The sequence below is a fragment of the Luteibacter pinisoli genome (assembly GCF_006385595.1).
Lineage (GTDB): Bacteria > Pseudomonadota > Gammaproteobacteria > Xanthomonadales > Rhodanobacteraceae > Luteibacter > Luteibacter pinisoli.
On sequence record NZ_CP041046.1, the window covers coordinates 4057704 to 4083607 of the forward strand.

A 25904-nucleotide genomic window follows, 5' to 3' on the forward strand; every position below is an offset into this window, starting at 1 on the left:
TCAGCCGTTGATCTTGATTTGCCACGCGGGCTGGGTCTGTGCGGCCCGCCACGTGGGATACAACGCCGAGACCACCGTGGCGACCACCGCCAGCACGACGGTAAGGGCCATCAGTGACGCATCCGCATGGACGAGCCGCGCGATCTTCGGTTCGAAGAGGCCGCCAATGCCCCAGACGCCGAGGCCGGTGAGCATCACGCCGAGCACGCCGCCGACAAAACCCATGGTGGCGCCCTCGATAAGAAACTGCCGGTAGATCGCCGCGCGCGACGCGCCCAGCGCGCGACGCACACCAATTTCCGGTGCACGGCGCATGAAGCGGGCAAGCATCAGCCCCACGACATTGACCAGCACGATCATCAGGAAGCTGGCCGACACGAGCATCGACAGACCGGAGACTTTTGGCGCGATGTGCTCGTAGACAAGGAAGTCCGCAAGGTTGCGCAGGCGGACGTTGGGAGCCCAGGCGAAACGTCCCAGGCGCTGCTGCTCGGCTGCGTACTGGGTCAGGAAGGCGCTGTAGCGCGCCGCGTCGGCCGCCGTCGGCAGTTCCACCCACATGCCGAGCCACGTGCACTCGCCGTGGGGGCTGGATGTGGATGCCGTGGTGTCTTCCCAACCCGACGCGGTCGGGCAATTGGTGTACTTGCTGTCCTTCTTCATGTCGACCGCGCGGGCGAACGGCATATAGACATCCCCCGCGTCGGCGTAGGCGTCGGGCAGCCCGATCAGGATGGCATCGTAGAAACGCGGCTTGGGGTTCCAGTGGTCCAGCACGCCGGCGACACGGAAAAGCTTTCCATCAAGCCGCAGTTCCTTACCCACGCTGTTGCGGCCGCCGAACAGCCGCTCGTTCAGGGCCCGACTGATGACCACGACCGTGCCGTGCTGCCCGTCGTCGTCCTGCGTCCAGGCGCTCCCATAAAGGAAGGGCACGTCGAACATCGGGAAGAAGTCCGCGGTAACCGCGTCACCGGTGACCTTGCGCGGCGGCACGTCGCCGTTGTCCGAGGCCATCCACCACGTCGTCGGGTACAGCACCGTCTGCCGCGCGGCCTTCTTCGCGTGGAGCAAAGCCATCGCATCGGCGCAGCTCAGCATGTCCCCCGGTTCGCCCTGGTAGGTGAAGTCAGGGCCGAAGTTATCGACGAAGGGCACGTACAGGCGGGACGAACGCGAAGGAATCGGATCGCTCGTGGTGGCGCGGAACACCGCGTACGACACCATGCAGGCGGCGACGCCAAAGGCAAGCAGCGTGATGACGAGCGCAGTCAGCGCCTTGCTGCGCCCACTGCTGCGCAGCGCCAGCGCGACGTAGTAACCCCACATAAGCCCCTCCCCCCGAGGTCGTCCCTATGGCACATGAATCCACATGGGTGTCACTACGTTACTCGATATTCTGCACCTGCTCGCGCATCTGCTCGATGAGCACCTTCAGCTCCACGGCCGCATTGGTCGTACGCGAGTCCACGGACTTGGAACCCAGCGTGTTCGCCTCGCGGTTGAATTCCTGCATGAGGAAATCGAGGCGGCGGCCCACCGGCTCCTTCAGCGCCAGCACGCGACGGGCTTCGCTGATGTGGGTGGCGAGGCGGTCGAGCTCCTCGTCCACGTCGATGCGGGTGATCTGCAGCACCAGCTCCTGCTCCAGGCGGCCCGGCTCGGTCGGCTGGCGGACATCAGCCAGGCGGGTTTCCAGGCGGGCGCGCAGGGCGGTGCGGATCTCGGGCAGCCAGCCGCGGACGTCGCCGACGATCTTCTCGATGGCGTCCAGGCGCTCGACCAGGATCTCGCCGAGCTTGCTGCCTTCACGGCCACGGGTGTCGGAGAGGGCATCCAGGGCCCGGTCGACCACGTCGAGCAGGGCGGCCTGGAGGGCGTCCGCGTCGGCTTCGGGCTGCTGGAGCACGCCGGGGAAGCGGAGCAGCTCGGTGAACTCGATATTCATGCCGGGGAAGCGGTTGCGCAGGTCCAGCGCCAGTTCGGAGAGATGGGTGAGCACCTGCCCGTTGACCCGCAGGCCCTCGGCGCTGCCCTGCTCGGTGCGCAGGCGCACCGTCACATCCACCTTGCCGCGGGACAGCCGGCCGGCGATGCGCTCGCGCAGGGCGCTCTCGAAGCTGCGCAGGTCCTCGGGCAGCCGGGGGCTGATTTCGAGGTAACGGTGGTTCACGGTGCGCAGTTCGCAGGTGAGCGAGCCGGCCGGGCCCGTGCTCTCGGCGGAGGCGTAGGCGGTCATGCTACGGATCATGGGGGCATCGCTCGCGCATGAAGGAAAGGCGGCAATGGTAAACTGACCCACCGCCCGCGCCCAACCCAGGCCCCCCATGACCTTTTCCCGACCGAGCGGCCGCGCTGCTGACCAGCTGCGCACCGTTACCATCGAACGCCATTACACCCGCCACGCCGAGGGCTCCGTCCTGGTGAGCTTTGGCGATACCAAGGTGCTGTGCACCGCCTCCATCGAGGAGCGCGTGCCGCCGTGGCTGCGCGGCAAGGGCGAGGGCTGGGTCACGGCCGAGTACGGCATGCTGCCCCGCGCCACCACCGACCGTAACCAGCGCGAAGCCGCGCGCGGCGGCCAGGGCGGCCGCACCATGGAGATCCAGCGCCTGATCGGCCGCTCCCTGCGCGCCTGCGTGGACCGCGCCGCCCTGGGCGAGCGCGTCATCACCCTGGACTGCGACGTGATCCAGGCCGATGGCGGCACCCGCACGGCCGCGATCACCGGCGCCTACGTGGCCCTGGTCGATGCCGTGGGCACCCTGCTCAAGCGCAATGCGATCAAGCGCAACCCGATCCTCGGCGCCATCGCGGCGGTGTCGGTGGGCGTGTACCAGGGCGTGCCGGTGCTCGACCTGGACTACGCCGAAGATTCCAACTGCGACACCGACATGAACGTGGTGATGAACGACGGCGGCGGTTTCATCGAGGTGCAGGGCACGGCCGAAGGCCATGCGTTCCGCCGCGAGGAGATGAACGCCATGCTCGAGCTGGCCAGCAAGGGCATCGATGAGCTGGTGCAGGCGCAGCGCGCCGCGCTGGAGCAAGGCGCATGACCGACGTGCGCGCTGCCACGGCCGCCGACCTCGACGCCATCGTCGGCGTGCACGATGCCGCCTTCGGCCGCACCAACGAGGGCGGCCTGGTGCGGCGCCTGGTGGAAGGCGGCCACGCGACGATCTCGCTGGTGGCCGTGGATGAGGACGACGCCGTGATCGGCCACGTCCTGTTCTCGCCGCTGACCATCGAAAACGGCGACGACGGCCGGGCCCTTGGCCTGGCCCCCGTGGCCGTGCATCCGGATTACCAGCGGCAGGGCGTGGGCCATGCCCTGATCGAGGAAGGCATCGGCGCCTGCTTCGTCGCCGATGCGCGCGCCGTCTTCGTGCTGGGCTCGCCCGCCTACTACGCCACGTTTGGCTTCACCAAGGCCTCCGCGCACGGCCTGCACGACGCCTTCGAAGGCGGCAACGCCTTCCAGGTGCTGCCCCTGACGATCGACGGCCTGGCGGGCTACGCCGGCCGGGTGAACTACGTGCCCGCCTTCTCGGAGGGGCTCTGATGCGCATCGTCCTGGCCTCGGGCAACGCCGGCAAGGTGGTGGAACTGGAACAGCTGCTGGCCGGTAGCGGCGTGCAGCTGGTGCCGCAGACCACGCTGGGCGTCTCCGACGCGGATGAAACCGGGCTGACCTTCGTCGAGAACGCGCTGATCAAGGCACGCCATGCCGCGCGCGCCACCGGCCTGCCGGCGCTGGCCGATGATTCGGGCATCTGCGTGGACGCGCTCGACGGCGCGCCCGGCCTCTACGCCGCCCGCTACGCCGGCACCCACGGCGACAGCGCGGCGAACAACGCCAAGCTGCTGCGTGAGCTGGACGGCGTACCGACGGAAAAGCGCACCGCCTACTTCATCGCCGTGCTGGTGCTGCTGCGCCACGCGGAGGATCCCGCGCCGCTCATCGCCGAAGGGCGCTGGCATGGCCGGATCCTCGAGGCACCGCGCGGCGCCGGTGGCTTCGGCTACGACCCGCTGTTCCTGCCCGATGGTTCGGACCTTGGCGCCGCCGAGATCGAGCCGGCCCTCAAGAACCGCCTGAGCCACCGCGGCCAGGCCCTGGACGTGCTGAAGGCGCGCTTCGCCGAACTCGCATGACCACGCTGTCGCCGCCGCTGTCCCTGTACGTCCACATGCCGTGGTGCGTGCGCAAATGCCCGTACTGCGACTTCAATTCGCACGGGGTGCGCGGCACGCCTGAGTACGCCACGTACGTGGAAACGCTGCTGGCCGACATGGACGCGGACCTGCACGACTTCGCCGAGGCGATCGCCGGACGCCCGGTACACAGCGTGTTCTTCGGCGGTGGCACGCCCAGCCTGTTTACCCCGGAGCTGATCGGGCGTTTCCTCGACGGCGCGCGCGAGCGCCTGCCGTTTGCGCCGCACGCCGAGGTCACCCTGGAAACCAACCCCGGCACGGTGGAACACGGCCGCTTCGACGGCTATCTCGCCGCCGGCGTGAACCGCATCTCGTTCGGCGTACAGAGCTTCGACAACGACAAGCTGCACCGCCTGGGCCGGATCCATTCCGCACACGAAGCGGCGGACGCCGTGCGCCAGGCGCAGGACGCCGGCATCGACAACATCAATGTCGACCTGATGTACGCCCTGCCCGAACAGGACCTGGCCGGCGCGCTGGACGATGTCGAGAAGGCCATGGCCCTGAGGCCGACGCACATCTCGCACTACCAGCTCACGCTGGAGCCGAACACGGCGTTCGCGGCCAACCCGCCGCCCTTGCCGGACGACGATGCCGCCTGGGCCATCCAGGAAGCCTGCCAGGACCGGCTCGCCGCGGGCGGGTACGGCCAGTACGAGGTGTCGGCCTATGCCCAGCCCGGCCGGCGCTGCGCGCATAACCTGAATTACTGGCGCTTCGGCGACTACCTGGGGATCGGCGCCGGCGCGCATGGCAAGGTCAGCGGCCCGCTGGGTGTCCAGCGCCGGTGGAAGAGCCGCCTGCCCGCGGCCTACCTTGCCGCTGCCGGTGGCCCGAAGCGGATTGGCGGCGACAGCATCGTCGCGGCCGGCGACCTGCCCTTCGAATACATGCTCAATGCGCTGCGCCTGATCGACGGCGTGCCCATGGCCGACTTCAGCGAACGGACCGGCCTGGCGCCCGAGGCGATCGCGGCCGCCCTGGCGGACTGCCGCCGGCGTGGCTGGATCGACGAGGATGCGACCACCCTGCGGACCACCGCCCTGGGCCAGCGCTTCCTCAATAACGTGATCGAAGCCTTCCTCGCCTGACCTAGACGCATAGCCTAGGTCGGATGTCGCCCACGCCGTGCTGGCGCCCTGGTGCAATGGCCGTCTAAACTTGCGGCCAAGGCCGGGGAGGGGCCCATCACATGAATCCTGGTACGCCGTCGTTCGGTCGGACGGGTCCGCATCCCGTCGCCCTTTCGCCGCGTGCCGAACGCGAGGCGCAGCAGGGCCTGTCGCTGTGTCTTACGTGGCTGGACATGCCATTGCGTGAATCCCTGCGCGATTTCGACCAGCGCATGTTCGCCATTGCCGAAAGCAGCCGGAACCACCTCGAGCAGCAGGACTGCTTCGAAAGTCGTGGCATCGTCCAGCGCGAGGGCCCCGCGTTCCGCAATCGCTTTGCCACCCACCTGTCCGAGCGCTTCCGCCGGCTGGGTGACCCCGGCGACAGCCGCCCTTCCCTTAATGACTACGCCGGCCTGAACCTGAGCCTCGTGGATCCCGAGGAGCAGGAACAGAGCGACGCCCTGTCGAGCATGGCCGCACGCGCCGAGGCACGCAGCGCCAGCAGCCTGTTCGAACTTGGCTATCGGCTGGCCGTGCTGGCCGGCACGCCGCCGCTCGAGGGCGAGGCGCTGCCCGCCGGCCCGCGCGCGCTGACGGCGGCGCTGCAGGCGGCGATGGAAACCATGCCGCTGACCCCGGCGCATCGCCTTGTGCTGTTCCAGGCCGTGGACACCCGCGTGCTGGGCCACAGCGAAGCGTTCTACGGCGCGCTGAACGAGCACTACCGCACGCGCGGCATCCTGCCGGGCTTTCGCGTCTATCCGAACGTGCGCGTCACGACGGCCCCGGCGGCTGACCGCCGCGCCCGCTCGGTTGAGGGTGGCGTGGGCGACGGTGGCCTCGGTGGTGGTGGCGGTGGTGGCATGGGCGGTACCGGTACGGGTACCGGCGGCATGGGCGGCGGCGTAGAAGGCAATATCGGTGTCCTCGAAAGCCTGCGCCAGCTGTTGTCCCAGCGTGCCCAGACCGGCCGTGGCGCCGGCTTCGCCCCGGGCCGCCTGGCCTCCGACGATGAGTTGCAGACGGCGCTGCTGGCCTTGCAGGGCCATGTCAGCGACGTGACCGACGCGGCGCAGCGTGAGATCCGTAGCGCGAGCGCGCTGCGCGACGAGCTGCTTACCCAGCTCAACCGCGGCCGCCCGCTGGGTTCGCCGCAGGCCGAGCTCACCGAGGAACAGGGCGACACGGTGGAACTCACCGCCCTGCTCTTCCAGAACCTCGGCCAGCAGCTGGGCGCGGCCAGCGCCGGGCGCCAGGTGCTCGGCGGCCTGCAGTGGCCGATGCTGCGCGCGGCGGTGAACGACCGCGGCTTCTTCGACCAGCCCGAACACCCGGCACGCCAGCTGCTCAATACCGTCAGCGAAGCGGCCCACCACTGGCTCGACCCGACCGAGGGCGAGCCCGACCAGGCCCTGCTCGATCGCCTTGAGCACCTGGTGATCGACGCCAGCGTCGCCCAGGTGATCGACCCGGCGTGGCGCGCGGATATCGAAACCCAGATCAACCAGCTGGCGCGCAAGGCCCACGTGGCCGAGCGCCGGCAGATCGAGGCGATGGAAGGCCGCGACCGCCTGGAGCGTGCCCGCCAGCGCGCTACGGAAGTGATGAGCGAGCGGATGGGCGCCGGCCAGGCACCGCGTGGCGTGCTGCGCATCCTGCTCGAGCGCACCTGGGCCGACGTGCTGGCCCTGCACATCCTCCGCGGCGGTGAAACCGGCGAAGCCTACCTGCACTGCCTCGGCGTGACCGACCAGTTGCTGGGCAGCCGCCCGGTCACCGACAAGCTGAAGCTGCGCCAGGAAGTGGAGCGCGGCCTCGAACACCTGGGCATGCACTCGGCGGAAGCCGCGCAGGTGGCCGCGGGCCTGTTCGAGCCGGCACAGGAACGCCAGGGCGACGACACGCCGACCACCACCGACGTGGCGATGCGCCTGAAACAGCGCCCGCGCCTGGGCGAAGGCACCGCCCATGGCGACCCCGTGGCGCCGGTGGAGCCGACGCCGCTGGATCCGCCCGCACGCGCGGTCTACGAAGGCTTCGCCAGCCTGCGCTTTGGCACCTGGTTCGAATTCACCCTGCCCGATGGCTCGATCTCGCGGCGCAAGCTGGCGTGGTTCTCCACCGCCACCGGCCGCTGCCTGTTCGTGAACCAGCGCGGCGCACGCAGCGACGACATGGACCTCACCCGCCTCGCCCGCCTGATGTCCACGGGCGAAGTGCGCGAGTGGCGCGACGAACGCGTGCCACTGATCGACCGCGCGTGGCGCGCCGTGGCGCGCGCCCTGCGTCGGGAGCGGGTGGGTAGCGAACGCATGGCAGGCCACGCATGAAAGAAGAATTCGAACAGCGCCGCGCCCCGCGCAAGCGCGCCAGCTCACCCATGCCGGTGGTCGACGTGATGACCGACCATGTGCTGGGCCAGCTGGGCAACCTCTCCGCCACCGGCATGATGTTGCTGGGCACCCGCGAGCCGCGCACCGGCGCCGTGCACCAGGTGAGCTTCCAGCTGCCCGATGCCCAGCACCGCGAGCATGCCGTGGTCATCGGCATCCAGGAACAGTGGCACGAACCGGCCGCTTCCCCGGGGCAGTTCTGGTCGGGCTACCGGATCATCTCGGGCAGCGAAGATGACGTTCGCGCCATTGACGAGTGGATCGGGCCGCCCGCCGACTGAACGGCGGCCATTGGCCGTGCTTTACCCCGCCCGTCGCTAAGGGCGACCATGCCCACGATGAGCCACGCCACCACCCTCCTTGTTGACACCGACCTCGAACGCGACGACGCCGCCGCGGCCGCGACCGGCCTGTACCTGAAACTCGTCGGCGACGGCACGATTTCCGCGGTGCTGGACCCGGGCGAGGACGCGCCGTTCCACGTGCTGGACCACCGGCTGACCGCCGAGACCGGCATCCACGCCATTGGCCTGCATGCCAGCGGCCATCGCTGGCTGCGCGACGGGCAAGGCGCGCACATGATCGACGGCGGCCGCGAAAACGGGATCTTCTGCCGCTACGACGGCAGCTTCACCATCCGCTGCCCGCAGTGCCGCGCCCTGCTGGCCCCCGGGGACGAGGGCAGCGATGCCCTCGAAGAGGCGCTCGCCGTGTGGTGCGACTCGCCGGATTCGGCCTTCGTCGCCTGTCCCCACTGCTCGACCTGGACGCCGCTCACCACCTGGCGCTCACCGGCCCATGATTTCGCCGTGGGCCATTTCGCGATCAGCCTGCATGGCGCCCACCTGCGCTCCTTCATCGACGGCAACGACCACGCCGCGATGGCCCTGCGCCAGCGCCTGGGCGACCTGGCCACCGATTACACCGTGGTGTTCTCGGCCGCCTGAGCGCACCATACGTGGTTGCCCCACCCCTCATTCCCCGGAGATCGACGATGAACGACGCGCTGGCCGCGCTTTATCCGCAACACCTTGCCACCCTGCGTGAGCGCACCGACACCGCGCTGGAGCGCGGCGGTTTCGACCACCTGGTGGTCCCGGCCGGCCGCCCGATCACCAAGTTCCTGGACGATCAGGACTACCCCTTCATCGTCAACCCGCATTTCAAGCACTGGCTGCCGCTGGTGGACGCCCCGGGCAGCTGGCTGGTCTACACCCCCGGCCACAAGCCCAAGCTGGTGTTCCTGCAGCCGCACGATTACTGGCACGTGGTGCCCGAAGCGCCCACCGCCTACTGGGTGGAGCACTTCGACATCGTCACGGTGCGCAAGCCGGCCGATGCCATCGCCGAACTGCCGGCCATGCTCTCGCGCTGCGCCATCATCGGCGACCAGTACTGCGGCACCAGCGAAGTGCAGGCGAACAACCCCTCGCCCGTGCTCGATTACCTGCATTACCACCGCGCCTACAAGACGCCGTACGAACTCGAGCTGATGCGCGAGGCCAGCCGCCGCGGCACGCGCGGCCATCGCGCGGCCGAGAAGGCCTTCCGCGACGGTGCCAGCGAACTGGGCATCCACCAGGCCTACCTGGCCGCCGTGGGCCAGACCGACGCCGAACTGCCGTACGCCAGCATCGTGTGCCTCAACGACCACGGCGCGGTACTGCACTACACGAACTTCGACCGCACGCCGCCGGCGCAGAGCCGCTCGTTCCTGATCGACGCCGGCGCCAGCGCGGCCGGCTACGCCAGCGACATCACCCGCACCTATGCGGGCAAGGACGCCGGCGAATTCCAGGCCCTGATCGATTCGGTGGACGCGGCCGAGCGCTCGTTCGTCGCGAAAGTACGCGCGGGCCAGAGCTATCCGGAGCTTCACGTACACGCCCACCACGTGCTGGCCGGCGTGCTGCGCGAGCACGACTTCATCCGCATGAGCGCCGAAAGCGCCGTGGAATCGGGCGTGTCGTCCGCGTTCTTCCCGCATGGGCTGGGCCATGGCATCGGCATGCAGGTGCATGACGTCGCGGGCTTCCAGTCCTCCGATGCCGGCGGCACCATCGCCAGGCCGGAAGGCCACCCGTACCTGCGCCTCACGCGCAGCCTCGAGGCGGGCATGGTCGTCACCATCGAGCCGGGCATCTACTTCATCGACATGCTGCTGGCCGAACTGAAGAACAAGCCGGTGGCCGGCGACATCAACTGGACCAAGGTGGATGCGTTCCGCAAGTACGGCGGCATCCGCATCGAAGACGACGTGGTATGCACCACGCGTGAGCCGGAAAACCTCACCCGCGACGCCTTCGCCCTGCTGGGCTAAGACGCGCCACGCACCCGCCGGCTCACAGGTCGGCGGGTGCCTTGGGCACCATCGCGGTCATGACCTCGGGCGCGCCCCGGGTCACCACGATGTCATCCTCGATGCGAATGCCGATACCGCGCCAGCGCTCGGCCACGGTCCTGTCGTTCGGCGGGATATAGATGCCCGGCTCCACCGTCAGCACCATGCCCTCTTCCAGCACGCGCGGCTCGCCGTCGATCCGGTAGTCGCCCACGTCGTGCACATCCAGGCCCAGCCAGTGGCCGGTCTTGCTGGGGAAGTACGGCTTGTAGGCGCCCTCGGCGATGATCCGCTCCACGCTGCCCTTCACCAGGCCCAGCGCGCCCAGGCCCGTGGCGATGACACGCACGGCGGCGTCGTGGGAATCCGCAAAGGCACGGCCGGGGCGCACCGCGTCGATGGCGGCGAGCTGCGCCTCGTGGACGATGTCGTACAGCGCGCGCTGCTCGGTACTGAAGCGCCCGTCCACCGGATAGGTGCGGGTGATGTCCGAGGCGTAGCAGTCCACTTCCGCACCCGCATCGACCAGCAGCAGGTCGCCCGCTTTCAGCGTGGCGCGGTTGGCCTGGTAATGCATGATGCAGGCGTTCGCCCCACCGGCGATGGTCGGCGGAAAGGCCGGTACCGCGCCGCGGCCGCGGATGGTGCGCAGGATCTCGCCTTCAATCTCGTACTCCGCCACGCCGGGCGCGGCCATGGCCATCGCCGCGACATGGGCCGCGCCAGCCACCTCGGCGGAGCGGCGCATCAGCGCCAGCTCGTCGCGCGACTTGAACAGGCGCATGTCATGCAGGAGATGGCTCAGCGCCACCAGGTCCTTCGGCACCACGCCGCCACCGCGTGCGGAGCGCAGGCGGCGCATCCACGCGAGCAGGCGGGCATCAAAGTCCGGCTCCTGGCCAAAATGACAATAGACGCGGGTGCGACCCTCGATCATCCCGGGCAGGATGTCGTCGATGTCATCGATCGGAAACGCGTCGTCGAGCTTCAGCTCGCGGGCCGCGCGGTCGGTGCCCATGCGCTCGCCATCCCAGCGTTCACGTTCGGCATCGCGCTCGCGGCAGAACAGCACCGTCTCGCCATGGGCACGGCCCGGCAACAGGGCCAGCACGGCCTGCGGCTCGCCAAACCCGGTGAGATAGTGGAAATCAGAGTCCTGGCGGTAGGGCCAGGGTGCATCGGCGTTGCGCATGCGCTCGGGGGCGGCGGCCAGGATCAGCACCGCATCCTCCCCGGCCATGCGCATCAGCTCCCGGCGGCGCCGGGCGTATTCCGCGGCCGAGATCAACGCATCAATGCCGGGTGGGGTTGGCCGGCTCGCGGCGCGCGGCCAGCTCCGCGTGAAGGGTGAGCGCGCCAATGCGCACGTATTCTTCCAGTTCCACCAGCGACGCCTCGTCGCCATCCACGTCTTCGTCCAGCGTCACCTCGGTGGAAGCGAGCGCGGCCATGTCACGGATGATCTCGCGGGCGTCTTCGCTAAGGGTTTTTGCCGATTCCGGCGTACCGCCCAGGCCAAAGCCACCGAGGAAACCGCGCGTCCAGTCGGCCAGGCCTTCGACGCGCGCGTGCAGCGGCGATTCGTCGTCCGGCACCCACGGCATGAAGCCCAGTTCGAAGTCCGCCAGGCCTTCTTCGGTCTGGTGGCGCAGGCGTTCCAGCATGGCGGACTCTTCCGCATTCGGCGCGGGATCCGCCTCGAAGCTCAGCGCGGCCAGCACGTTACCGCCCGTGAAGGCGCCGCCCGCGCTGATGAAACCCACCAGCGAACCGTGGAACTCGCTGACCGACGTGCCAAGGTTGCAACGCGCGATCAGGTCGGCGATGTCTTCGGGGTCTACGGTCTGGTTGGCCGACATGGCGGGTACTCCTGGAGGTTCGCCAAATAGTCTAATGCACCCGGCCAGCCGGGTCGTGGACGATTTACCCTTCACGGCCTGCTGACAAGCCGGAAAGCCCTGTTATAGTCCGCGCATGACGAACCCGGACGCCTTCAAGACCGAACTGGAAGCCCTGAGCGCCACGCTCGACCGGCTCGTCGATACTGTCCGTCGTTTGACGGAAGAAAACCGTAGCCTGCGCCACAGCCAGGAACAGCTGGCCAACGAGCGCTCCAGCCTCATGGCCCGCAACGAACAGGCGCGCAGCCGTGTCGAAGCCATGATCCAGCGCCTGAAAGCGCTCGAGAACACGGGTTGATCCAAGCATGAACGCCACGACCCAGGAACCCGTTTCCCTGCGCCTCCTCGATCGCGAGTTCCACATTGCCTGCGCGCCCGAAGAGCGTGAAGGCCTCGTGGCAGCCGCGCGATTCCTGGATGACAAGATGCGCGAGCTGAAATCCAGCGCGAAGGTGCCCGGTTTCGACCGCATCGCCGTCCTGGCGGCGGTGAGCATCGCCCACGAGCTGCTCACGTTGCGCCGGCAGCACAACACGCAGGAACAGGCCCTGACCGACGGACTGGCCACTTTGCGACAAAAGCTTGATGGCTTGCTCGACGCATCGGTAAAATAAGCGCCGGGCGTTCCCTGCGATGTTCGCCAGCGCACTTTACATTTGCCTTGTTCCTACATACGACCCCGGGTCGGCCTTACGTGGTTGTTGTGCATGTCCGCCTTCGTACGGAAAGCCTTGAGACCGCGTGGCTCTCCCACCTGATCCTTTGGATCAAGGTCGTTTGGTGCGCAGCGGCATCGCGGAGAACGCCTCCTTTATTTTTGCCGGCTGGCCCCTCGGGCTGGTCAGCGCCTTGCCCGCGGCACCGGGTGAGGCGGCTCGCGGGCACCCAGACTGTGCCGTTCGGCTGAACGACCATGTCAAAGCTCCCCGAGAGACGTGAACTGCGGGCCGACCTGGTCCAGCGCCGCCGCGAGCTCAAGCCCGCCGAGCGTGTCGCCGCGGCGTCCGGCCTGCGCCGGTCGCTGGAGCAGCTCCCTGAATTCCTTACCGATACCCACGTGGCCGGCTACTGGGCCACGGGCGGCGAGCTGCCGCTGAACGTGGCGATTGGCCCGCTGAGCGATCGCGGCCAGACCTTCTACCTGCCCATCGTCACCAAATCCGGCGGCAAGCGGCGCCTGACCTTCGCCCCGTGGACCACGGGCCAGGACGTGGAGTCAAACGAACTGGGCATTCCCGAACCGAAGGCGGCGACGCACATCATCGAGGCCGACAAGCTCGACCTGGTGCTCGTGCCCCTGCTCGGCTTCGACCGGAAGGGCAACCGCCTGGGTTTCGGCGGCGGCTACTACGACCGCAGCTTCGAATTCCTCCGCGACCAGGCACGCCCGGCCAAACCGTTGCTGGTGGGCGTCGGCTACCACTTCCAGGAACTGCCCGGCATTGAAACCGCCGAGTGGGACATCAAGCTGGATTACGTGGCCACGGACAAGGAACTGATCGACTGCACGGGTGGCGCGGCATGAAGTACTGGCTCATGAAGTCCGAGCCGGACGCGTTTTCGATCGACGACCTGGAACGCAAGGGCGTCGAGCCCTGGGATGGCGTGCGCAACTACCAGGCGCGGAACTTCATGCGCGATGGCATGAAGCCGGGCGACAAGATCTTCTTCTACCACTCCAACACGGATGTCCCGGGCATCGTGGGCATCGCCACCGTGGCGTCGCCGGCATATCCGGACGAAAGCCAGTTCAACCCGAAGTCGAAGTATTACGACGAGAAGAGCAAGCGCGAAGAACCGCGCTGGATGCTTGTCGACGTGAAGTTCGAACGGAAGTTCAAGCGCACCGTCTCGCTGGACGAGATGAAGGCGCGTGAGGAACTGGCCGACATGCCGCTGGTGCGCAAGGGCAACCGGCTTTCCGTCATGCCCGTCGCCAAGCACGACTGGGACATCATCCTGAAGCTGGAAAAAGCATGAGCCAGGACAACGAGAAGCGCCTTGCCGCCGAAACCGCCGCGTTCAACTACGTGGGCAAGAGCCACAAGGACAGCATCATCGGTGTCGGCACCGGCTCCACGGTGAATTTCTTCATCGACGAGCTGCCGCAGTACCGTGACCGTATCAAGGCCTGCGTTTCCAGCTCCGAAGCCTCCAGCGACCGCCTGCGCAAGCTGGGCTTCGATGTGATGGACCTCAACGCCGCCGGCCGCCTCGACCTGTATGTCGATGGCGCGGACGAGTGCGATGCGAACAAGTGCCTGATCAAGGGCGGCGGCGCGGCACTCACCCGCGAGAAGATCGTCGCCTCGGCGTCCGATAAGTTCGTCTGCATCATCGACGCGACCAAGCGCGTCGACGTGCTCGGCACGTTTCCGCTGCCGATCGAAGTGATCCCGATGGCGCGCAGCCTCGTGGCCCGTGAACTCACCGCAATGGGCGGCACGCCGGTGTGGCGCGATGGCGTCACCACCGATAACGGCAACTGGATCATCGACGTGCACGGCTGGCGCATCACGGACCCCGTCGCGCTTGAGGCCCAGCTCAACCAGATCACCGGCATCGTCTGCGTCGGCCTGTTTGCGAAGCGCCGCGCCGACGTCGTGATCATGGGCAATCGCGAGATCTGAGACGAAGGCGGGTAAGCTTCCGCCATGACTCTCGAAACCCTTCTCCTTATCGCCCTGCTCCTGGTCGGCCTCGGCTGCCTGGGGCTGCTCTTCGTCCTGCTCTCGCGCGGCAAGCACGACGACGGCAGTGCCGCCCGCTTCGACGCGCTGCGTGACGATAGCCGCCGCCTTGAAAGCGTGCTGCGCGATGAGCAGCGCGCCGGCCGCGGCGAGCTGGGCGAAAGCTTCGGCCAGTTCCGAAGCCACGTGCAGGAGCAGTTCCAGGCCGCCGCCGCCCAGCAGCACGAGCGCATCGAGGGCTTCGGCCGCCGGCTGGACCAGCTCACCGAGCGCACCGATAACGGCCTGCAGTCCCTGCGCCAGGGCCTGGCCGACGATTCGCGCAAGACCCGCGAAGAATCTGCCCTGACCCTGAAGCACTTCGGCGAGCTGATCGACCAGCGCTTCACCGCGCTCACCGCCGACAACGAAAAGCGCATGGCCGACATGCGCGGCACGCTGGAAACGCGCCTGGCCGCCATCCAGCAGGACAACGCCGCCAAGCTGGAACAGATGCGCGCGACGGTCGACGAGAAGCTGCAGTCCACGCTGGAAACGCGTCTGGGCCAGTCGTTCCAGCTCGTGTCCGAGCGGCTGGAAGCCGTGCAGCGCGGCCTCGGCGAGATGCAGGCCCTGGCCGCCGGCGTGGGCGACCTCAAGCGCGTCCTGACCAACGTGAAAACCCGCGGCACCTTCGGCGAGGTGCAGCTTGGCGCCCTGCTCGAGCAGATCCTCATCGCCGAGCAGTACGACGCCAACGTCGCCACCGTGCCGGGCTCCAGCGAGCGCGTGGAATACGCCATCCGCCTGCCCGGCGCCGAAGACGGCTCCCCGGTGTGGCTGCCGATCGACGCGAAGTACCCCATCGAGGACTACCAGCGCCTGCTGGATGCCCAGGACAATGCCGACGCCGAGGGCGTGCTCAGCGCCGGCAAGGCCCTGGAAGCGCGCGTGCGCGACGAGGCCAAGCGGATCCGCAGCAAGTACGTCTCGCCGCCGCACACCACCGATTTCGCCATCCTGTTCCTGCCCACCGAAGGCCTCTACGCCGAGGTGATCCGCCGCCCGGGGCTGTCCGACCAGCTGCAGCGCGACCACCGGGTGACCGTGGCCGGCCCGACCACGCTGACCGCCCTGCTGAACAGCCTGCAGATGGGCTTCCGCACGCTGGCCATCGAAAAGCGCTCGTCCGAGGTCTGGCAGGTGCTGGCCGCGGTCAAGGGTGAGTTCGGCAAGTTCGGCGTGGTGCTGGAAAAGACCCGCAAGCAGCTGGACACGGTGCGCAACAGCATCGACAACGCCGGAGTCCGCACCCGCGCCATCGAGCGCAAGCTGCGCGGGGTGGAATCGCTCAGCGGCGATGAATCCCAGCGCCTGCTGGACCTGGCGGCGGGCCCGGACGAGCCGGACAGCGAGTCCGAGGCCGAGCCCGACGAGGCCTGAGCCGCGCTACAATGCGCGTTTGCACCGTCTTTAAGGAACCCCGCCGATGAGCGACGACTCCAGCTCCCGTCCGGTCACCCGCGAACAGGCCGAAGAGGCCGTTCGCACCCTGCTGCTGTGGGCGGGTGAGGATCCGAAGCGGGAGGGCCTGCTCGACACGCCCAAGCGCGTGGTCAAGGCCTACTCCGACTGGTTCAAGGGTTACGACGAAGACCCGGCCGAGTACCTGCGTCGCACCTTCAAGGAAGTGGAAGGCTACGACGAGATGATCGTGCTGCGCGACATCGAGTTCGAAAGCCACTGCGAACACCACATGGCGCCGATCATCGGCCGCGCGCACGTGGGCTACGTGCCGACCGACCGCGTCGTCGGCATCAGCAAGCTGGCCCGCGTGGTCGATGGCTTCGCCCGCCGCTTCCAGGTGCAGGAAAAGCTCACCGCGCAGATCGCCCATTGCATCGAAGACACCCTGCGCCCGCGTGGCGTGGGCGTGGTGATCGATGCCAGCCACGAATGCATGACCACCCGTGGCGTGCACAAGCGCGGCGTGTCGATGGTGACGAGCCAGATGCTCGGCAGCTTCCGCGAGGATCCGCGCACCCGCGGCGAGTTCCTCCGCTTCGTCGGCGTCGACCGTCGCTGACCTTGAGCGGGCCAGCTGACACCACCGTCCACGACGAACGCCTGCAGGATCTTTTCCGCGACGGCACCGTCGTCGAGGACCTCCCTGCCGTTTTCCCGCTGCTGCGCGGGCGTGGCCTGTTGCGCGCGTTCTCCGCGCTGTTCCATGGCAGCGAGGCGCAGGTACTCCTGCGCCTGCTGGTGCTGCGCACCCTGGGCGCGCGCACGCACGCCACGGAGTGGACGCCGCAGGAAATCCGCGACCACCTCGCCTTCGTCGATCCGGTCAAGCTCGAGACCGTCGTCCAGCGCCTGAAAGACCACGACCTGCTGGTGTACGACACGGAAACCCAGCGCTATCGCGTGGGGCCCGTGGGGCGCAAGGCGCTGGGCGCCATCGCCACGATGCTCGAATTCGAGCACGACGATGACGACGGCCTCGGCTACCTCACCGCGCAGCTCGCCGCGGGGCAGGCCGTGGGCCGCGTGTCGGTCGACGAACTCGGCCACCTGCTCGCTCGCCTCGCGGAACTGAAGGAAGACTTCGACCGCGCCGTGCTTTCCGGCTCCGAACACCGCATCCGCCGCGCCGCCGAGCGCCTGGAATCGGTGTGGACCTGGGTGGAGAAAGGCACCGAGGTGGTCGCCGCGATCACCGAGCAGGACGAACTGGAGCCTGCCGCGCATCGCCTCGCCCAGGCCGTGGGCCGCGCGCAGAGCGCGCTGCTGCGCCAGGCCGGCGTGTTCCAGCGCGAACTCAACAAGATCGACCAGCACCGCGTGCACCTGGGCCGCACCGGCCTGTCCTCCTCGGATCTCGTCGGCTGGCTGCGCGCGCAGGACATCGACGCGCTGGCCGCCTTCGAGGACGGCCAGCTGGCACTGCCCCTGCCCACCGCGTTCCTGCATGACCAGATCGCGCTGGACGTGGCTGAGTACGAGCTGCTGGACCGCGAGCGCCTGGCCGCCGAGGTCACCACGCTGCCCTCGGCCGAGACGCCGCCGGACAGCGCCGACCTGCCCATGGGCGAGGAAGACCTGCGCCACCTTGATGACTGGCACGCCGAACTCGCCGCCATCGCCGCACCGCGCGAACTCGCCGAGACACTGCGCGGCGACGACTACGCGCTGTCCGCCTACCGCCTGTCGCTGCTTGGCCTGCTGGGCGATCCGGAATCCGCGGCACTGGAAGGCGGCACCGCCGACCTCGCCCGCCTGCCGCTCGCGCTGGAAATCGACACCGTGCTGATCGACCCCGACCTGCCCCAGATCGCGCTTGTGAGCGCCGGCCGCCTGCGCCCGCGCACCACCGCGAAGGACACCCCCGATGCATGATGAAACCGCCAGCCTGGTGACCCGCCTGCTCGCGCAGCGCTGGCTGCCGCGCGATGACGTACAGGCGCGCAAGGCGCTGCTGGATGAAGCCTTTCGCGAAGACCTGGACCGCCGCCTCGAAGCGGTGGGCCTGGAACTGCGCGAACACCCCTACGCCGCCTACATCGGCCTCGCCGTGGCGCGCAAAAGCGAGCGCGCGGTCTTCGGCGGCAGCGACAGCTGGATCTCCAACACCATGCAGCTGGACCGCGACGGCGTCGCCCTGCTGGTGGTGATCTGGGCGCTGATCGTGCTGCCCAAGCGCCAGCGCCAGGTGGAACGCCAGGAAATCGAGGCCGCCGCGTCGCAGAGCCAGATGTTCGCCGAGCAGAAGCCCATCCCGCGCGACCCGACGGTATCGCCGGTGATTGCCGAGCGCACCCTGCTCGCCGACTTCGGCGAGAAGCTCGGCGGCAAGATGCGCATCAACATCCTGCTCGGCACGTTGAGCCGTTTGGGCTTCATCATCCGCAAGCGCGGCGATGGCCCCGACGGTCGCCTGATCGCCGAAGGCCCGCTGCTCGATCTCGCCTTCGACTACGAGCGCACCGCGCGACGCATCCTGGATGGCGCCCTGGGCGACCTGCTCGCCGACGCCGCCACGCGCGCAGCGCAGGCTCCCTCGGCCGACACCGATGACGACGAACTGCTGGACGATACGGACACCGAGGTGACTGACGATGTTTGATTTCCGCAGCCTCGAAGTCGTCCACTGGGATTACTGGCAGCGCTTCAGCCTGCCGCTGGACACCAACATCGTCACCGTCGTCGGCCCGAATGGCTCGGGCAAGACCACCCTGCTCGATGCCCTGCGCACGCTGCTCACCATCGATTGCGCTGGCAACCGCGACTACAAGAGCTACCTTCGCCACAACGGCAAGCCGTTCGCCTGGCTGCGGGCGCGCGTCGGCAACATCCCCGGGCCGAATGGCGAACGGCCGTTCTTCCCGCTGATGGATCGCGAGGTGACGCTCGCGTGCCGCATCCAGAAGAAGGGCGGTGAATGGACGCGCCAGTACGCCGTGCTCGGTGGCGACGTCAGCATCGAAGAGATCGAGGCGCGCAACGATTTCCTCGGCCTGCGCGAGTATCGCGTGCGCCTGGAAGGCGCCGGCCTGTCGCAGGCGATCCGCCGCGTGCTCACCCTGGAACAGGGCGCCACGGACAAGTTGTGCCAGCTGCCGCCGAAGGCCTTGCTTGACCTGGTCTTCGACGTGTTCGGCGACAAGGCGGTGCTCGACGACTACCAGCGCGCCCGCAACGAGCAAGCCGAAGCCGACCGCGAACAGCACGGCCTGGAACACCAGCTCTCCCTGATCGGCGTGAGCCTGCAGGAGGCCGAGGCACGCGCGCGTTCGCACCAGGAATGGAATGCACTGAAGGACGAGCGCGTGTCGCTGGTCTCCGAGGTGCAGCCGCGTACGGAATACGCCGACCTCGCCGCGAGCGTGCGCGGTGCACGCGCACCGCTCAACGGCATCAAGCGCCGCGTGATCGAGCTGGAGCAGCGCGATGCTGAACTGACCCGGCAGCTGGGCGAACTCGACGCGGCGGGCGAGCAGCTGCGCAGCGAACAGCACGAGGCGGACATCGCACGCCAGGCGACGCAGAAGAGCCTCGACGCCGCACGCGCCGCACTGGCCCAGAACGACCTGGTCATCCGCCAGGAAAGTCGCCTGCGCGAGATGGTCGCCGCCCAGAACGGCGCCGACCACGAGCGCCTCGCCGATATCGCCCGCGACGCGCGTTCGCGGCTGCATGCCCTGCAGGGCGAAGAAGCCACCCTTCGCCAGGAACTCGGCACGCTGACCACGAAACTCACGGCCTGGCGCAGCGGCCGTCGCTACACCCCGGAATTCGAAGCCGGCTTCCGCCGCGCGCTGGACGACGCCGGCATCCGCCACAGCATGCTCAGCGAGATTGTCGAAATCACGCAGGCACGCTGGCAGCCGGCGGTGGAAGCGGTGCTGGCCGGCTACCGCCACGTGGTGCTGCTGGACGATCCGCGCGATCGCGAGAAGGCATGGAAGATCGGCGAATCGCTGCGCTATAAACACTTCGTCGTCGCCGACCGCGCGCCTGCCGGCAAGCCGACGGCGGGCTCGCTGCACGAAGTGGTCGAGTTCTCGGCCGCGGCGCCGGACTGGCTGCTGCGCAACCTCGACCGCATCCAGCGCGTGGAAGACGTGCCCGAAGGCTCGAAGCTCGGCCGCGACCAGGACTGGATCACCCCGCAGGGCTACTTCCGCGAACGCCGCGGCGGCCGCCACCTCGGCGTGGATGACATGTACTTCGGCGCCTCCGCCCGCGAGCGCCAGCTGCGCGACGGCGAAGCGAAGCTTCGCGAGATCGAAGGCCGCCTGCGCGCCATCGCCGACGAGCGCAAGGCGAGCTCGGCGCAGGCCAGCGATGCCGAGAGCATCCTGCGTGGCGCCAACGCCAGCAGCCAGCTCGCCGACCGCGCCGAAGAATTCAACGAGGCACGCGAACAGCAGCCGCGCCTGCAGGAAGACGTACAGCGCACGGCGGACAGCCATGCCGCCGCCGAGCAGTACTACGAAGGCGTGCGCGAGAAGCGCATGGCCACCTCGAACGGCCGCGACAACGCCGCGCGCGAACAGCGCAGCACGCAGAACCAGCTGGCCGATGCGGTGCGCCAGCACCATACACAGCGCAGTGAGCAGGTCGATCGGCTGAAGGCGTTCCGCACGAAGCGCAAGCACGTGGCCCTCGCGCACCGTACGCGCACCGCCATGGCCACCCTGCGCGAACGCTTCGAATCACCCGCGGCGGTGCGCCGCGAGATCGACCGTGTCGAGCGTCGCCTTGAAGAGGGCCACTGGGAACAGGACCCGAGCGTCCTGGCGCTGCGCGAGAAGCTGGGCGCCGACCACGAGGGCCTCAAGCGCGATCTTGAAAAACGCCGCCTGCACCTGGAGCGCGCCGGCCGCATCACGCACGAGGCGCGTGGCGCGTACATCAACGTGCTGCGCAATACGGTGCGTCGTTACGCCAAGAACCTGAAGGTGCTCGCCGACCTTGCCGGCATCGGCGTCGACGTGGACCTGCCTGAACTCGTCAATGACGATCTCGCCCTCGCCTCGGCCGCCTTGCAGGTGCGCTTCGAGTTCGACAAGAAGGGCTGGATCGGCATGGACGATGGCGAAGCGTCCGGCGGCCAGCAGGTGATGAAGTCGTTGTTGCTGCTCGTCGCCCTGATGCGCGACGAAGACCGTCCCGGCGGCTTCGTGTTCATCGACGAACCGTTCGCCCATCTCGACATCTTCAACATCGACAAGGTCGGCGCGTTCCTCAAGAGCACCCGCGCGCAGTACATCCTGACCACGCCCGCCACCCACAACGTCAACGTCTTCCAACCCTCCGACCTGACCCTCGTCACCAGCAAGCGACGCCCGGGTGCTGTCTGGGCGCAGCCATTGGCGGTGTTGCGTCGCCGGACGGATACCGCCGCCGCGTAACGCTCTGTCAGTACAACCCAGTCTCGCCCGGCACCGGGTTGTCCTCACCCGACCCATCCAGCGCATCGCCGGAGGCGTTGGTCGGGCGGTAGCGGGTGGGGTCGTGTTCGTCGTGTTCCATCAGCGCCAGCTGGTGCTGCTGGTGGCGGTGGATCAGCCAGGCGGCCGCCAGTGCGGCGACGCCGATGCCGGCGCCAACGGCGATGGATGTGCGAGGATGCTTGCGCACCTGGGTCCCGGCGCGCGTCGCGATGAGGCCGGCATGGCCGGCGTACTGGCGGGCCACGCCACGCAGTTCACGGGCACGATCGTGGGTGACGGCGCCCGCAAGGCGCTGGGCGCGGCCGCCGAGTTCCGTGGTGAGGCTTTTGCGGAAGAAGGTCATCGAGGTGGTCTCCGGGATCGTTCGAGGAGACCACCGTGCCGTCGCGGGCGTGATGATCGCGCGTGGGAGATGTTCCCGCCGCGTCAGTGGTTCAGCCGAGGGTGGCCAGCCAGTCTTCGTCAGTGCCTTCGTTCATGCCTTCGGTGAGGAAGGTGGAGAGGTAGCGCTCGCCGGTGTCGGGCAGCATGGCGAGGATGACGCTGCCTTCGCCGGCGCCCCTGGCGAACTCCAGTGCCGCGGCCACCGTGGCGCCGGCGGAGATGCCCACGAAGAGGCCCTCTTCCGCCGCAAGGCGGCGCGCGGTATCGCGGGCCAGGGTCTCATCCACCGTGATGTCCTGGTCGAACACCTTGCGGTTCAGCACGCCGGGCACGAAGTCCGGCGTCCAGCCCTGGATCTTGTGCGGGGACCACGGCTTGTCCTGCAGCAGCGGCGCGGCGGCCGGCTCGCAGGTGACGATTTTGACGTCGGGGCGAGCCACCTTCAGCACCTCGCCCACGCCGGTGAGCGTGCCGCCGGTGCCCCAGCCGGTGACGAAGGCATCCAGGCGACGGCCGGCGAAATCCTGGAGGATCTCGGCGGCGGTGGTGCTGCGGTGGTAGGCCGGGTTGGCCGGGTTCTCGAACTGGCGCGGCAGGAACCAGCCGTATTTCGCGGCCAGCTCTTCCGCCTTGCGGACCATGCCGCTGCCACGCTCGGCGGCGGGCGTCAGGATGACCTTGGCGCCATAGGCGCGCATCAGCTTGCGGCGCTCCATCGAGAAGGAATCCGCCATGGTCGCCACGAACTTGTAGCCCTTCGCCGCGCAGACCATGGCCAGCGCGACGCCGGTATTGCCCGAGGTGGCCTCGATCACGGTATCGCCGGGCTTGAGCAGGCCCTTCTGTTCCGCATCGAGGATCACGGCGATGGCCAGGCGGTCTTTCACCGATCCGCCGGGATTGAAGGATTCGACCTTGGCGTACAGACTGACGTGCGCGGGGGCAACGCGATGCAGGCGCACGATGGGGGTGCGGCCGATCGTGTCGAGGATGCTCTCGTGGATCATGGTCGGTTCCTTGGGGCGAAGGACAAGGCACCCGAGCGTACTCCCCCGCCGACCACCCCGACAAACCCTGCCAAGGCCACTGATGAACCGCCTCCGATACGCCCTGCTAGGCACCTTGCTCATGGTGGCCACGCCTGCCCTGGCACAGGATTTCCCGCGCACGCCGAAGGAGTACCTGCAGCGCATGGACGCCAACGGCGACGGCAAGGTGGACGAGGCGGAGTACGTGCGCTACATGAGCCAGGGCTTCCTGCGCATGGACATCAATGGCGACGGTGTCATCGATGCGAACGACGGCCCGATGCGCCCGGGGGCGAAGCCCATCCACCTGGACACCTTCCAGCGCAGCCTGATCCAGCAGTTCCACAAGCTGGACACGAACCACGACGGTTTCCTCAACGCAAAAGAGCTCGCCCAGCCTCCGCAATAACCCGCGCTTCGGCTACCCTTGCGCGAACCCTGGGGAGGGGCCCGATGAGTACCACCGAACTGTTCCTGATTGCCATGGTGATCATCCTTGGCGTGCCGTACCTGATCTGGCGTGTGTTCCGTACCGATTACTGGGCGCCCCTGGTGGTGGTCCAGATCCTCACCGGCATCCTGCTTGGCCCGGGTGTGCTGGGCAAGATCTTTCCCGACTACTACGCCACCGTGTTTGCGCCGCCGGTCATCGGCGCGCTCAACGGCATCGCGTGGTGGGCTGCCATGTTGTTCGTCATGATCGCAGGCATCGAGCTGGACCTGCGCGAAGTGTGGCGGCAGCGCCGCGAGTGCGGCACCACCGCCGCGCTGGCGCTGGGCGTCCCGCTGGCGGCAGGCTGCCTCGCCGCACTGGGCCTGATGGCCTGGCGCGATGGCTGGATGGGCACGGACACCCAGCCCTGGCAGTTCGTGCTGGGTATCGGGATGGCCTGCGCGGTCACCGCCCTGCCCATCCTTATCCTGCTGATGGAAAAGCTCGACATCCTGCGTGCGCCCCTGGGCCAGCGCGTGCTGCGCTATGCCAGCCTCGATGACATCGCCATCTGGGCCGTGCTCGCCATCCTCCTGCTGGACTGGAAGCGCGTCGGCCACCAGGCCGCCTTCCTCGCGATCTTCGCCGTGGCGGCGTGGGCCTTCCGCGCCCTCATGGATCGCCTGAAGGAATCCGACCGCTACTACGTCAGCCTGATCTGGCTGGCCGCCGTGGGCTACGGCGCGGACTGGTGCGGCCTGCACTTCATGGTCGGTGCGTTCCTGGCCGGCGCGATCATGGAGCGCGACTGGTTCAACCTCGAGCGCCTCGATGGCCTGCGCCATAACGTGCTGCTGGTGGTGATGCCGATTTACTTTCTATCCACCGGCCTGCGCACCAACTGGAACATCGGCGGCACCGCGGTCTTCGTCGCGGCGGGCGTACTGTTGGTGGCCTCGGTGATCGGCAAACTCGCAGGCGTCGGCATTGCCGGCAAGGTGCTCGGCTGGAAGCGCGGCGATGCGTGGCTCATCGGCTGGCTGCTGCAAACCAAGGCGCTGATCATGATCATCTTCGTCAACGTCCTGCTCGACAAGCACATGATCACCAGCGAAACCTTCACCGCCCTGCTGCTGATGGCCGTGGCCAGCACGATGCTGACGGTACCCATCGTGGCGCCGCGCCTGAAAGCCCTGGGCTATGTCTGACGGCGTCCACACACCGTTGCCCACGCCCGTGCGCCGCGCGGCGGTGGTGTTCGTCTTCATCACCGTGCTGATCGACATCCTGGCGTTCGGCATCATCATCCCGGTGCTGCCGCACCTGATCGAATCGATGACCGGCGGCGGCGTGAGCGGTGCCGCGTGGTGGGTGGGCGTGTTCGGCACGGTGTTCGCCGCGGTGCAGTTCATTTCTTCGCCGATCCAGGGCGCGCTGTCCGATCGCTTCGGCCGGCGCCCGGTGATCCTGCTGTCGAACCTGGGCCTGGGCCTGGACTTCGTGATCATGGCGCTGGCCCCGTCGCTGTGGGTGCTGCTGCTCGGGCGCATCATTTCCGGGTTTACCGCGGCCAGCTTCACCACCGCCAATGCCTATATCGCGGACGTCACCCCGCCGGAGAAACGCGCCGGCGCCTTTGGCCTGCTGGGCGGCGCGTTCGGCATCGGCTTCATCATCGGCCCCGCGCTGGGCGGCTTCCTCGGAGGGCTCGACCTGCGCCTGCCGTTCTGGGTAGCGGCCGGCCTGGCGCTGACGAACTTCCTGTATGGCTTCTTCATCCTGCCTGAGTCGCTGCCGCCGGAACGCCGCGCGCCGAAGTTCGAGCCGCATAGCGCCCATCCGCTTGGCGCGCTGCGTCTGCTGCGCTGCAGCCCCACCGTGTTCGGCCTGGCCATCGTCACCTTCCTGTTCTACCTGGCGCACTACGTGCTGCAGACCACCTTCGTGCTGTATGCGGACTACCGCTACCACTGGGGCGCGCAGGCGGTGGGCTTCGTGCTGGCCCTGGTCGGCGCGTGCGACGGCACGGTGCAGGTGTTCCTGACCGGCCGCCTGGCGAGACGCTTTGGTGAGCGGCGGGTGCTGATCACCGGCCTGCTGTTCGGCACGGCCGCCTTTGCGGTGATGGGCCTGGCCGACACCGGCTGGGTGTTCCTGATCGGCATTCCGCTGATGGCGCTGTGGAGCCTGTCCGGGCCGCCCATGCAATCGATCATGACCCGCTGCGTGGCACCGGACCAGCAAGGCCGCCTGCAGGGGGCGATCACCAGCCTGGGCAGCTTCGCGGGCATCTTCGGCCCGTATCTGTTCGCGCAGATTTTCGCCTTCTCCATCGCGCCGGCGCGGACGGTGCACCTGCCGGGGATCGCCTTCCTCCTGGCGGCGGCGCTGGTGGCGGCCGGCGTGGTGGTTGCGGCGCGGGCCACCCGCGACGTGGCACCCCTGCTGGATCCGCCATAA

General features: G+C 68.3%; 27 protein-coding genes and 1 other RNA gene. 22 read left to right on the forward strand and 6 right to left on the reverse strand.

The genetic code is table 11. From position 1 onward, the window contains the following. Positions 1 to 1329 (reverse strand): ABC transporter permease, encoded by a 1329-nt coding sequence (locus FIV34_RS18420; RefSeq protein ID WP_139984959.1) that lies wholly within the window; start codon positions 1327 to 1329, stop codon positions 1 to 3. A gap of 58 nt (positions 1330 to 1387) precedes the next feature. Continuing rightward, positions 1388 to 2251 (reverse strand): YicC/YloC family endoribonuclease, encoded by an 864-nt coding sequence (locus FIV34_RS18425; protein WP_139984960.1) that lies wholly within the window; start codon positions 2249 to 2251, stop codon positions 1388 to 1390. Positions 2252 to 2327: 76 nt separating this feature from the next. Here FIV34_RS18425 and rph point away from each other — a divergent pair, with 76 nt between their 5' ends. The 8 genes from rph to pepQ all read left to right on the forward strand — a co-directional run bounded on the left by rph (position 2328) and on the right by pepQ (position 10049). After that, on the forward strand, positions 2328 to 3059 hold the full coding sequence (gene rph, locus FIV34_RS18430) for a ribonuclease PH (RefSeq protein WP_139984961.1): 732 nt from the start codon (positions 2328 to 2330) through the stop codon (positions 3057 to 3059). After that, positions 3056 to 3565 carry a GNAT family N-acetyltransferase gene (locus FIV34_RS18435; RefSeq protein ID WP_139984962.1) on the forward strand — a complete coding sequence of 170 codons (510 nt, stop codon included), beginning with the start codon at positions 3056 to 3058 and terminating at the stop codon, positions 3563 to 3565. Before rph ends, FIV34_RS18435 begins: the two co-directional genes overlap by 4 nt. After that, on the forward strand, positions 3565 to 4158 hold the full coding sequence (gene rdgB / locus FIV34_RS18440; protein WP_139984963.1) for an RdgB/HAM1 family non-canonical purine NTP pyrophosphatase: 594 nt from the start codon (positions 3565 to 3567) through the stop codon (positions 4156 to 4158). The genes FIV34_RS18435 and rdgB overlap by 1 nt, the downstream gene beginning before the upstream one ends. Beyond that, positions 4155 to 5312 carry a radical SAM family heme chaperone HemW gene (gene hemW / locus FIV34_RS18445; protein WP_139984964.1) on the forward strand — a complete coding sequence of 386 codons (1158 nt, stop codon included), beginning with the start codon at positions 4155 to 4157 and terminating at the stop codon, positions 5310 to 5312. The genes rdgB and hemW overlap by 4 nt, the downstream gene beginning before the upstream one ends. 101 nt (positions 5313 to 5413) lie before the next feature. Beyond that, positions 5414 to 7666, forward strand: a complete 2253-nt coding sequence (locus tag FIV34_RS18450) for a DUF1631 family protein (RefSeq protein ID WP_139984965.1) — start codon at positions 5414 to 5416, stop codon at positions 7664 to 7666. Next, positions 7663 to 8010, forward strand: a complete 348-nt coding sequence (locus FIV34_RS18455; protein WP_139984966.1) for a PilZ domain-containing protein — start codon at positions 7663 to 7665, stop codon at positions 8008 to 8010. Before FIV34_RS18450 ends, FIV34_RS18455 begins: the two co-directional genes overlap by 4 nt. 57 nt (positions 8011 to 8067) lie before the next feature. After that, positions 8068 to 8676 (forward strand): hypothetical protein, encoded by a 609-nt coding sequence (locus FIV34_RS18460; protein WP_139984967.1) that lies wholly within the window; start codon positions 8068 to 8070, stop codon positions 8674 to 8676. A gap of 47 nt (positions 8677 to 8723) precedes the next feature. Then, positions 8724 to 10049 carry a Xaa-Pro dipeptidase gene (gene pepQ / locus FIV34_RS18465; protein ID WP_139984968.1) on the forward strand — a complete coding sequence of 442 codons (1326 nt, stop codon included), beginning with the start codon at positions 8724 to 8726 and terminating at the stop codon, positions 10047 to 10049. Between the two features lie 22 nt (positions 10050 to 10071). Here pepQ and FIV34_RS18470 read toward each other — a convergent pair whose 3' ends face one another. Continuing rightward, entirely contained in the window at positions 10072 to 11310 is a 1239-nt protein-coding gene (locus tag FIV34_RS18470; protein ID WP_425462899.1) for an aminopeptidase P N-terminal domain-containing protein, read from the reverse strand. Between the two features lie 52 nt (positions 11311 to 11362). Continuing rightward, positions 11363 to 11929, reverse strand: coding sequence for a UPF0149 family protein (locus FIV34_RS18475; RefSeq protein ID WP_139984970.1), 567 nt, complete (start codon positions 11927 to 11929; stop codon positions 11363 to 11365). A gap of 115 nt (positions 11930 to 12044) precedes the next feature. Between FIV34_RS18475 and FIV34_RS18480 the strand changes: the two genes are divergently transcribed. The 11 genes from FIV34_RS18480 to FIV34_RS18530 all read left to right on the forward strand — a co-directional run bounded on the left by FIV34_RS18480 (position 12045) and on the right by FIV34_RS18530 (position 21557). Continuing rightward, on the forward strand, positions 12045 to 12269 hold the full coding sequence (locus FIV34_RS18480; protein ID WP_139984971.1) for a TIGR02449 family protein: 225 nt from the start codon (positions 12045 to 12047) through the stop codon (positions 12267 to 12269). 7 nt (positions 12270 to 12276) lie between these two features. Beyond that, entirely contained in the window at positions 12277 to 12585 is a 309-nt protein-coding gene (locus FIV34_RS18485) for a cell division protein ZapA (RefSeq protein WP_139984972.1), read from the forward strand. 8 nt (positions 12586 to 12593) lie between these two features. Further along, positions 12594 to 12777: non-coding RNA, 6S RNA (ssrS, locus tag FIV34_RS18490), on the forward strand. A 107-nt stretch (positions 12778 to 12884) separates the two neighbouring features. Next, positions 12885 to 13496, forward strand: a complete 612-nt coding sequence (locus FIV34_RS18495) for a 5-formyltetrahydrofolate cyclo-ligase (protein WP_139984973.1) — start codon at positions 12885 to 12887, stop codon at positions 13494 to 13496. Beyond that, on the forward strand, positions 13493 to 13951 hold the full coding sequence (locus FIV34_RS18500) for an EVE domain-containing protein (RefSeq protein ID WP_139984974.1): 459 nt from the start codon (positions 13493 to 13495) through the stop codon (positions 13949 to 13951). The genes FIV34_RS18495 and FIV34_RS18500 overlap by 4 nt, the downstream gene beginning before the upstream one ends. Further along, complete coding sequence (gene rpiA, locus FIV34_RS18505) at positions 13948 to 14601, forward strand: ribose-5-phosphate isomerase RpiA (protein ID WP_139984975.1); 654 nt, start codon at positions 13948 to 13950, stop codon at positions 14599 to 14601. The genes FIV34_RS18500 and rpiA overlap by 4 nt, the downstream gene beginning before the upstream one ends. 24 nt (positions 14602 to 14625) lie before the next feature. Then, positions 14626 to 16083 carry a DNA recombination protein RmuC gene (locus FIV34_RS18510; protein WP_139984976.1) on the forward strand — a complete coding sequence of 486 codons (1458 nt, stop codon included), beginning with the start codon at positions 14626 to 14628 and terminating at the stop codon, positions 16081 to 16083. 46 nt (positions 16084 to 16129) lie between these two features. Continuing rightward, complete coding sequence (gene folE, locus FIV34_RS18515) at positions 16130 to 16726, forward strand: GTP cyclohydrolase I FolE (protein ID WP_139984977.1); 597 nt, start codon at positions 16130 to 16132, stop codon at positions 16724 to 16726. Between the two features lie 2 nt (positions 16727 to 16728). After that, positions 16729 to 18039 (forward strand): hypothetical protein, encoded by a 1311-nt coding sequence (locus tag FIV34_RS18520; protein ID WP_139984978.1) that lies wholly within the window; start codon positions 16729 to 16731, stop codon positions 18037 to 18039. Continuing rightward, on the forward strand, positions 18032 to 18766 hold the full coding sequence (locus FIV34_RS18525) for a hypothetical protein (protein WP_139984979.1): 735 nt from the start codon (positions 18032 to 18034) through the stop codon (positions 18764 to 18766). The genes FIV34_RS18520 and FIV34_RS18525 overlap by 8 nt, the downstream gene beginning before the upstream one ends. Then, positions 18759 to 21557 (forward strand): AAA family ATPase, encoded by a 2799-nt coding sequence (locus tag FIV34_RS18530; protein WP_139984980.1) that lies wholly within the window; start codon positions 18759 to 18761, stop codon positions 21555 to 21557. The genes FIV34_RS18525 and FIV34_RS18530 overlap by 8 nt, the downstream gene beginning before the upstream one ends. Positions 21558 to 21564: 7 nt before the next feature. Here FIV34_RS18530 and FIV34_RS18535 read toward each other — a convergent pair whose 3' ends face one another. Then, the gene (locus tag FIV34_RS18535) at positions 21565 to 21942 is read right to left on the reverse strand and encodes an NAD(P)/FAD-dependent oxidoreductase (RefSeq protein WP_139984981.1); all 378 of its coding nucleotides are present in this window, start codon (positions 21940 to 21942) and stop codon (positions 21565 to 21567) included. Between the two features lie 91 nt (positions 21943 to 22033). Beyond that, entirely contained in the window at positions 22034 to 22990 is a 957-nt protein-coding gene (gene cysK, locus FIV34_RS18540) for a cysteine synthase A (protein WP_139984982.1), read from the reverse strand. Between the two features lie 82 nt (positions 22991 to 23072). On the opposite strand from cysK, the gene FIV34_RS18545 reads away from it, so the two are divergent. From FIV34_RS18545 to FIV34_RS18555, 3 genes are read left to right on the forward strand one after another with little or no spacing between them, the layout of a single operon-like run. Then, positions 23073 to 23420, forward strand: coding sequence for an EF-hand domain-containing protein (locus FIV34_RS18545; RefSeq protein WP_139984983.1), 348 nt, complete (start codon positions 23073 to 23075; stop codon positions 23418 to 23420). A gap of 44 nt (positions 23421 to 23464) precedes the next feature. Continuing rightward, positions 23465 to 24652: a cation:proton antiporter gene (locus tag FIV34_RS18550; RefSeq protein ID WP_139984984.1), complete on the forward strand. Its 1188-nt coding sequence runs from the start codon at positions 23465 to 23467 to the stop codon at positions 24650 to 24652. Further along, positions 24645 to 25904, forward strand: coding sequence for a TCR/Tet family MFS transporter (locus FIV34_RS18555; protein WP_139984985.1), 1260 nt, complete (start codon positions 24645 to 24647; stop codon positions 25902 to 25904). Before FIV34_RS18550 ends, FIV34_RS18555 begins: the two co-directional genes overlap by 8 nt.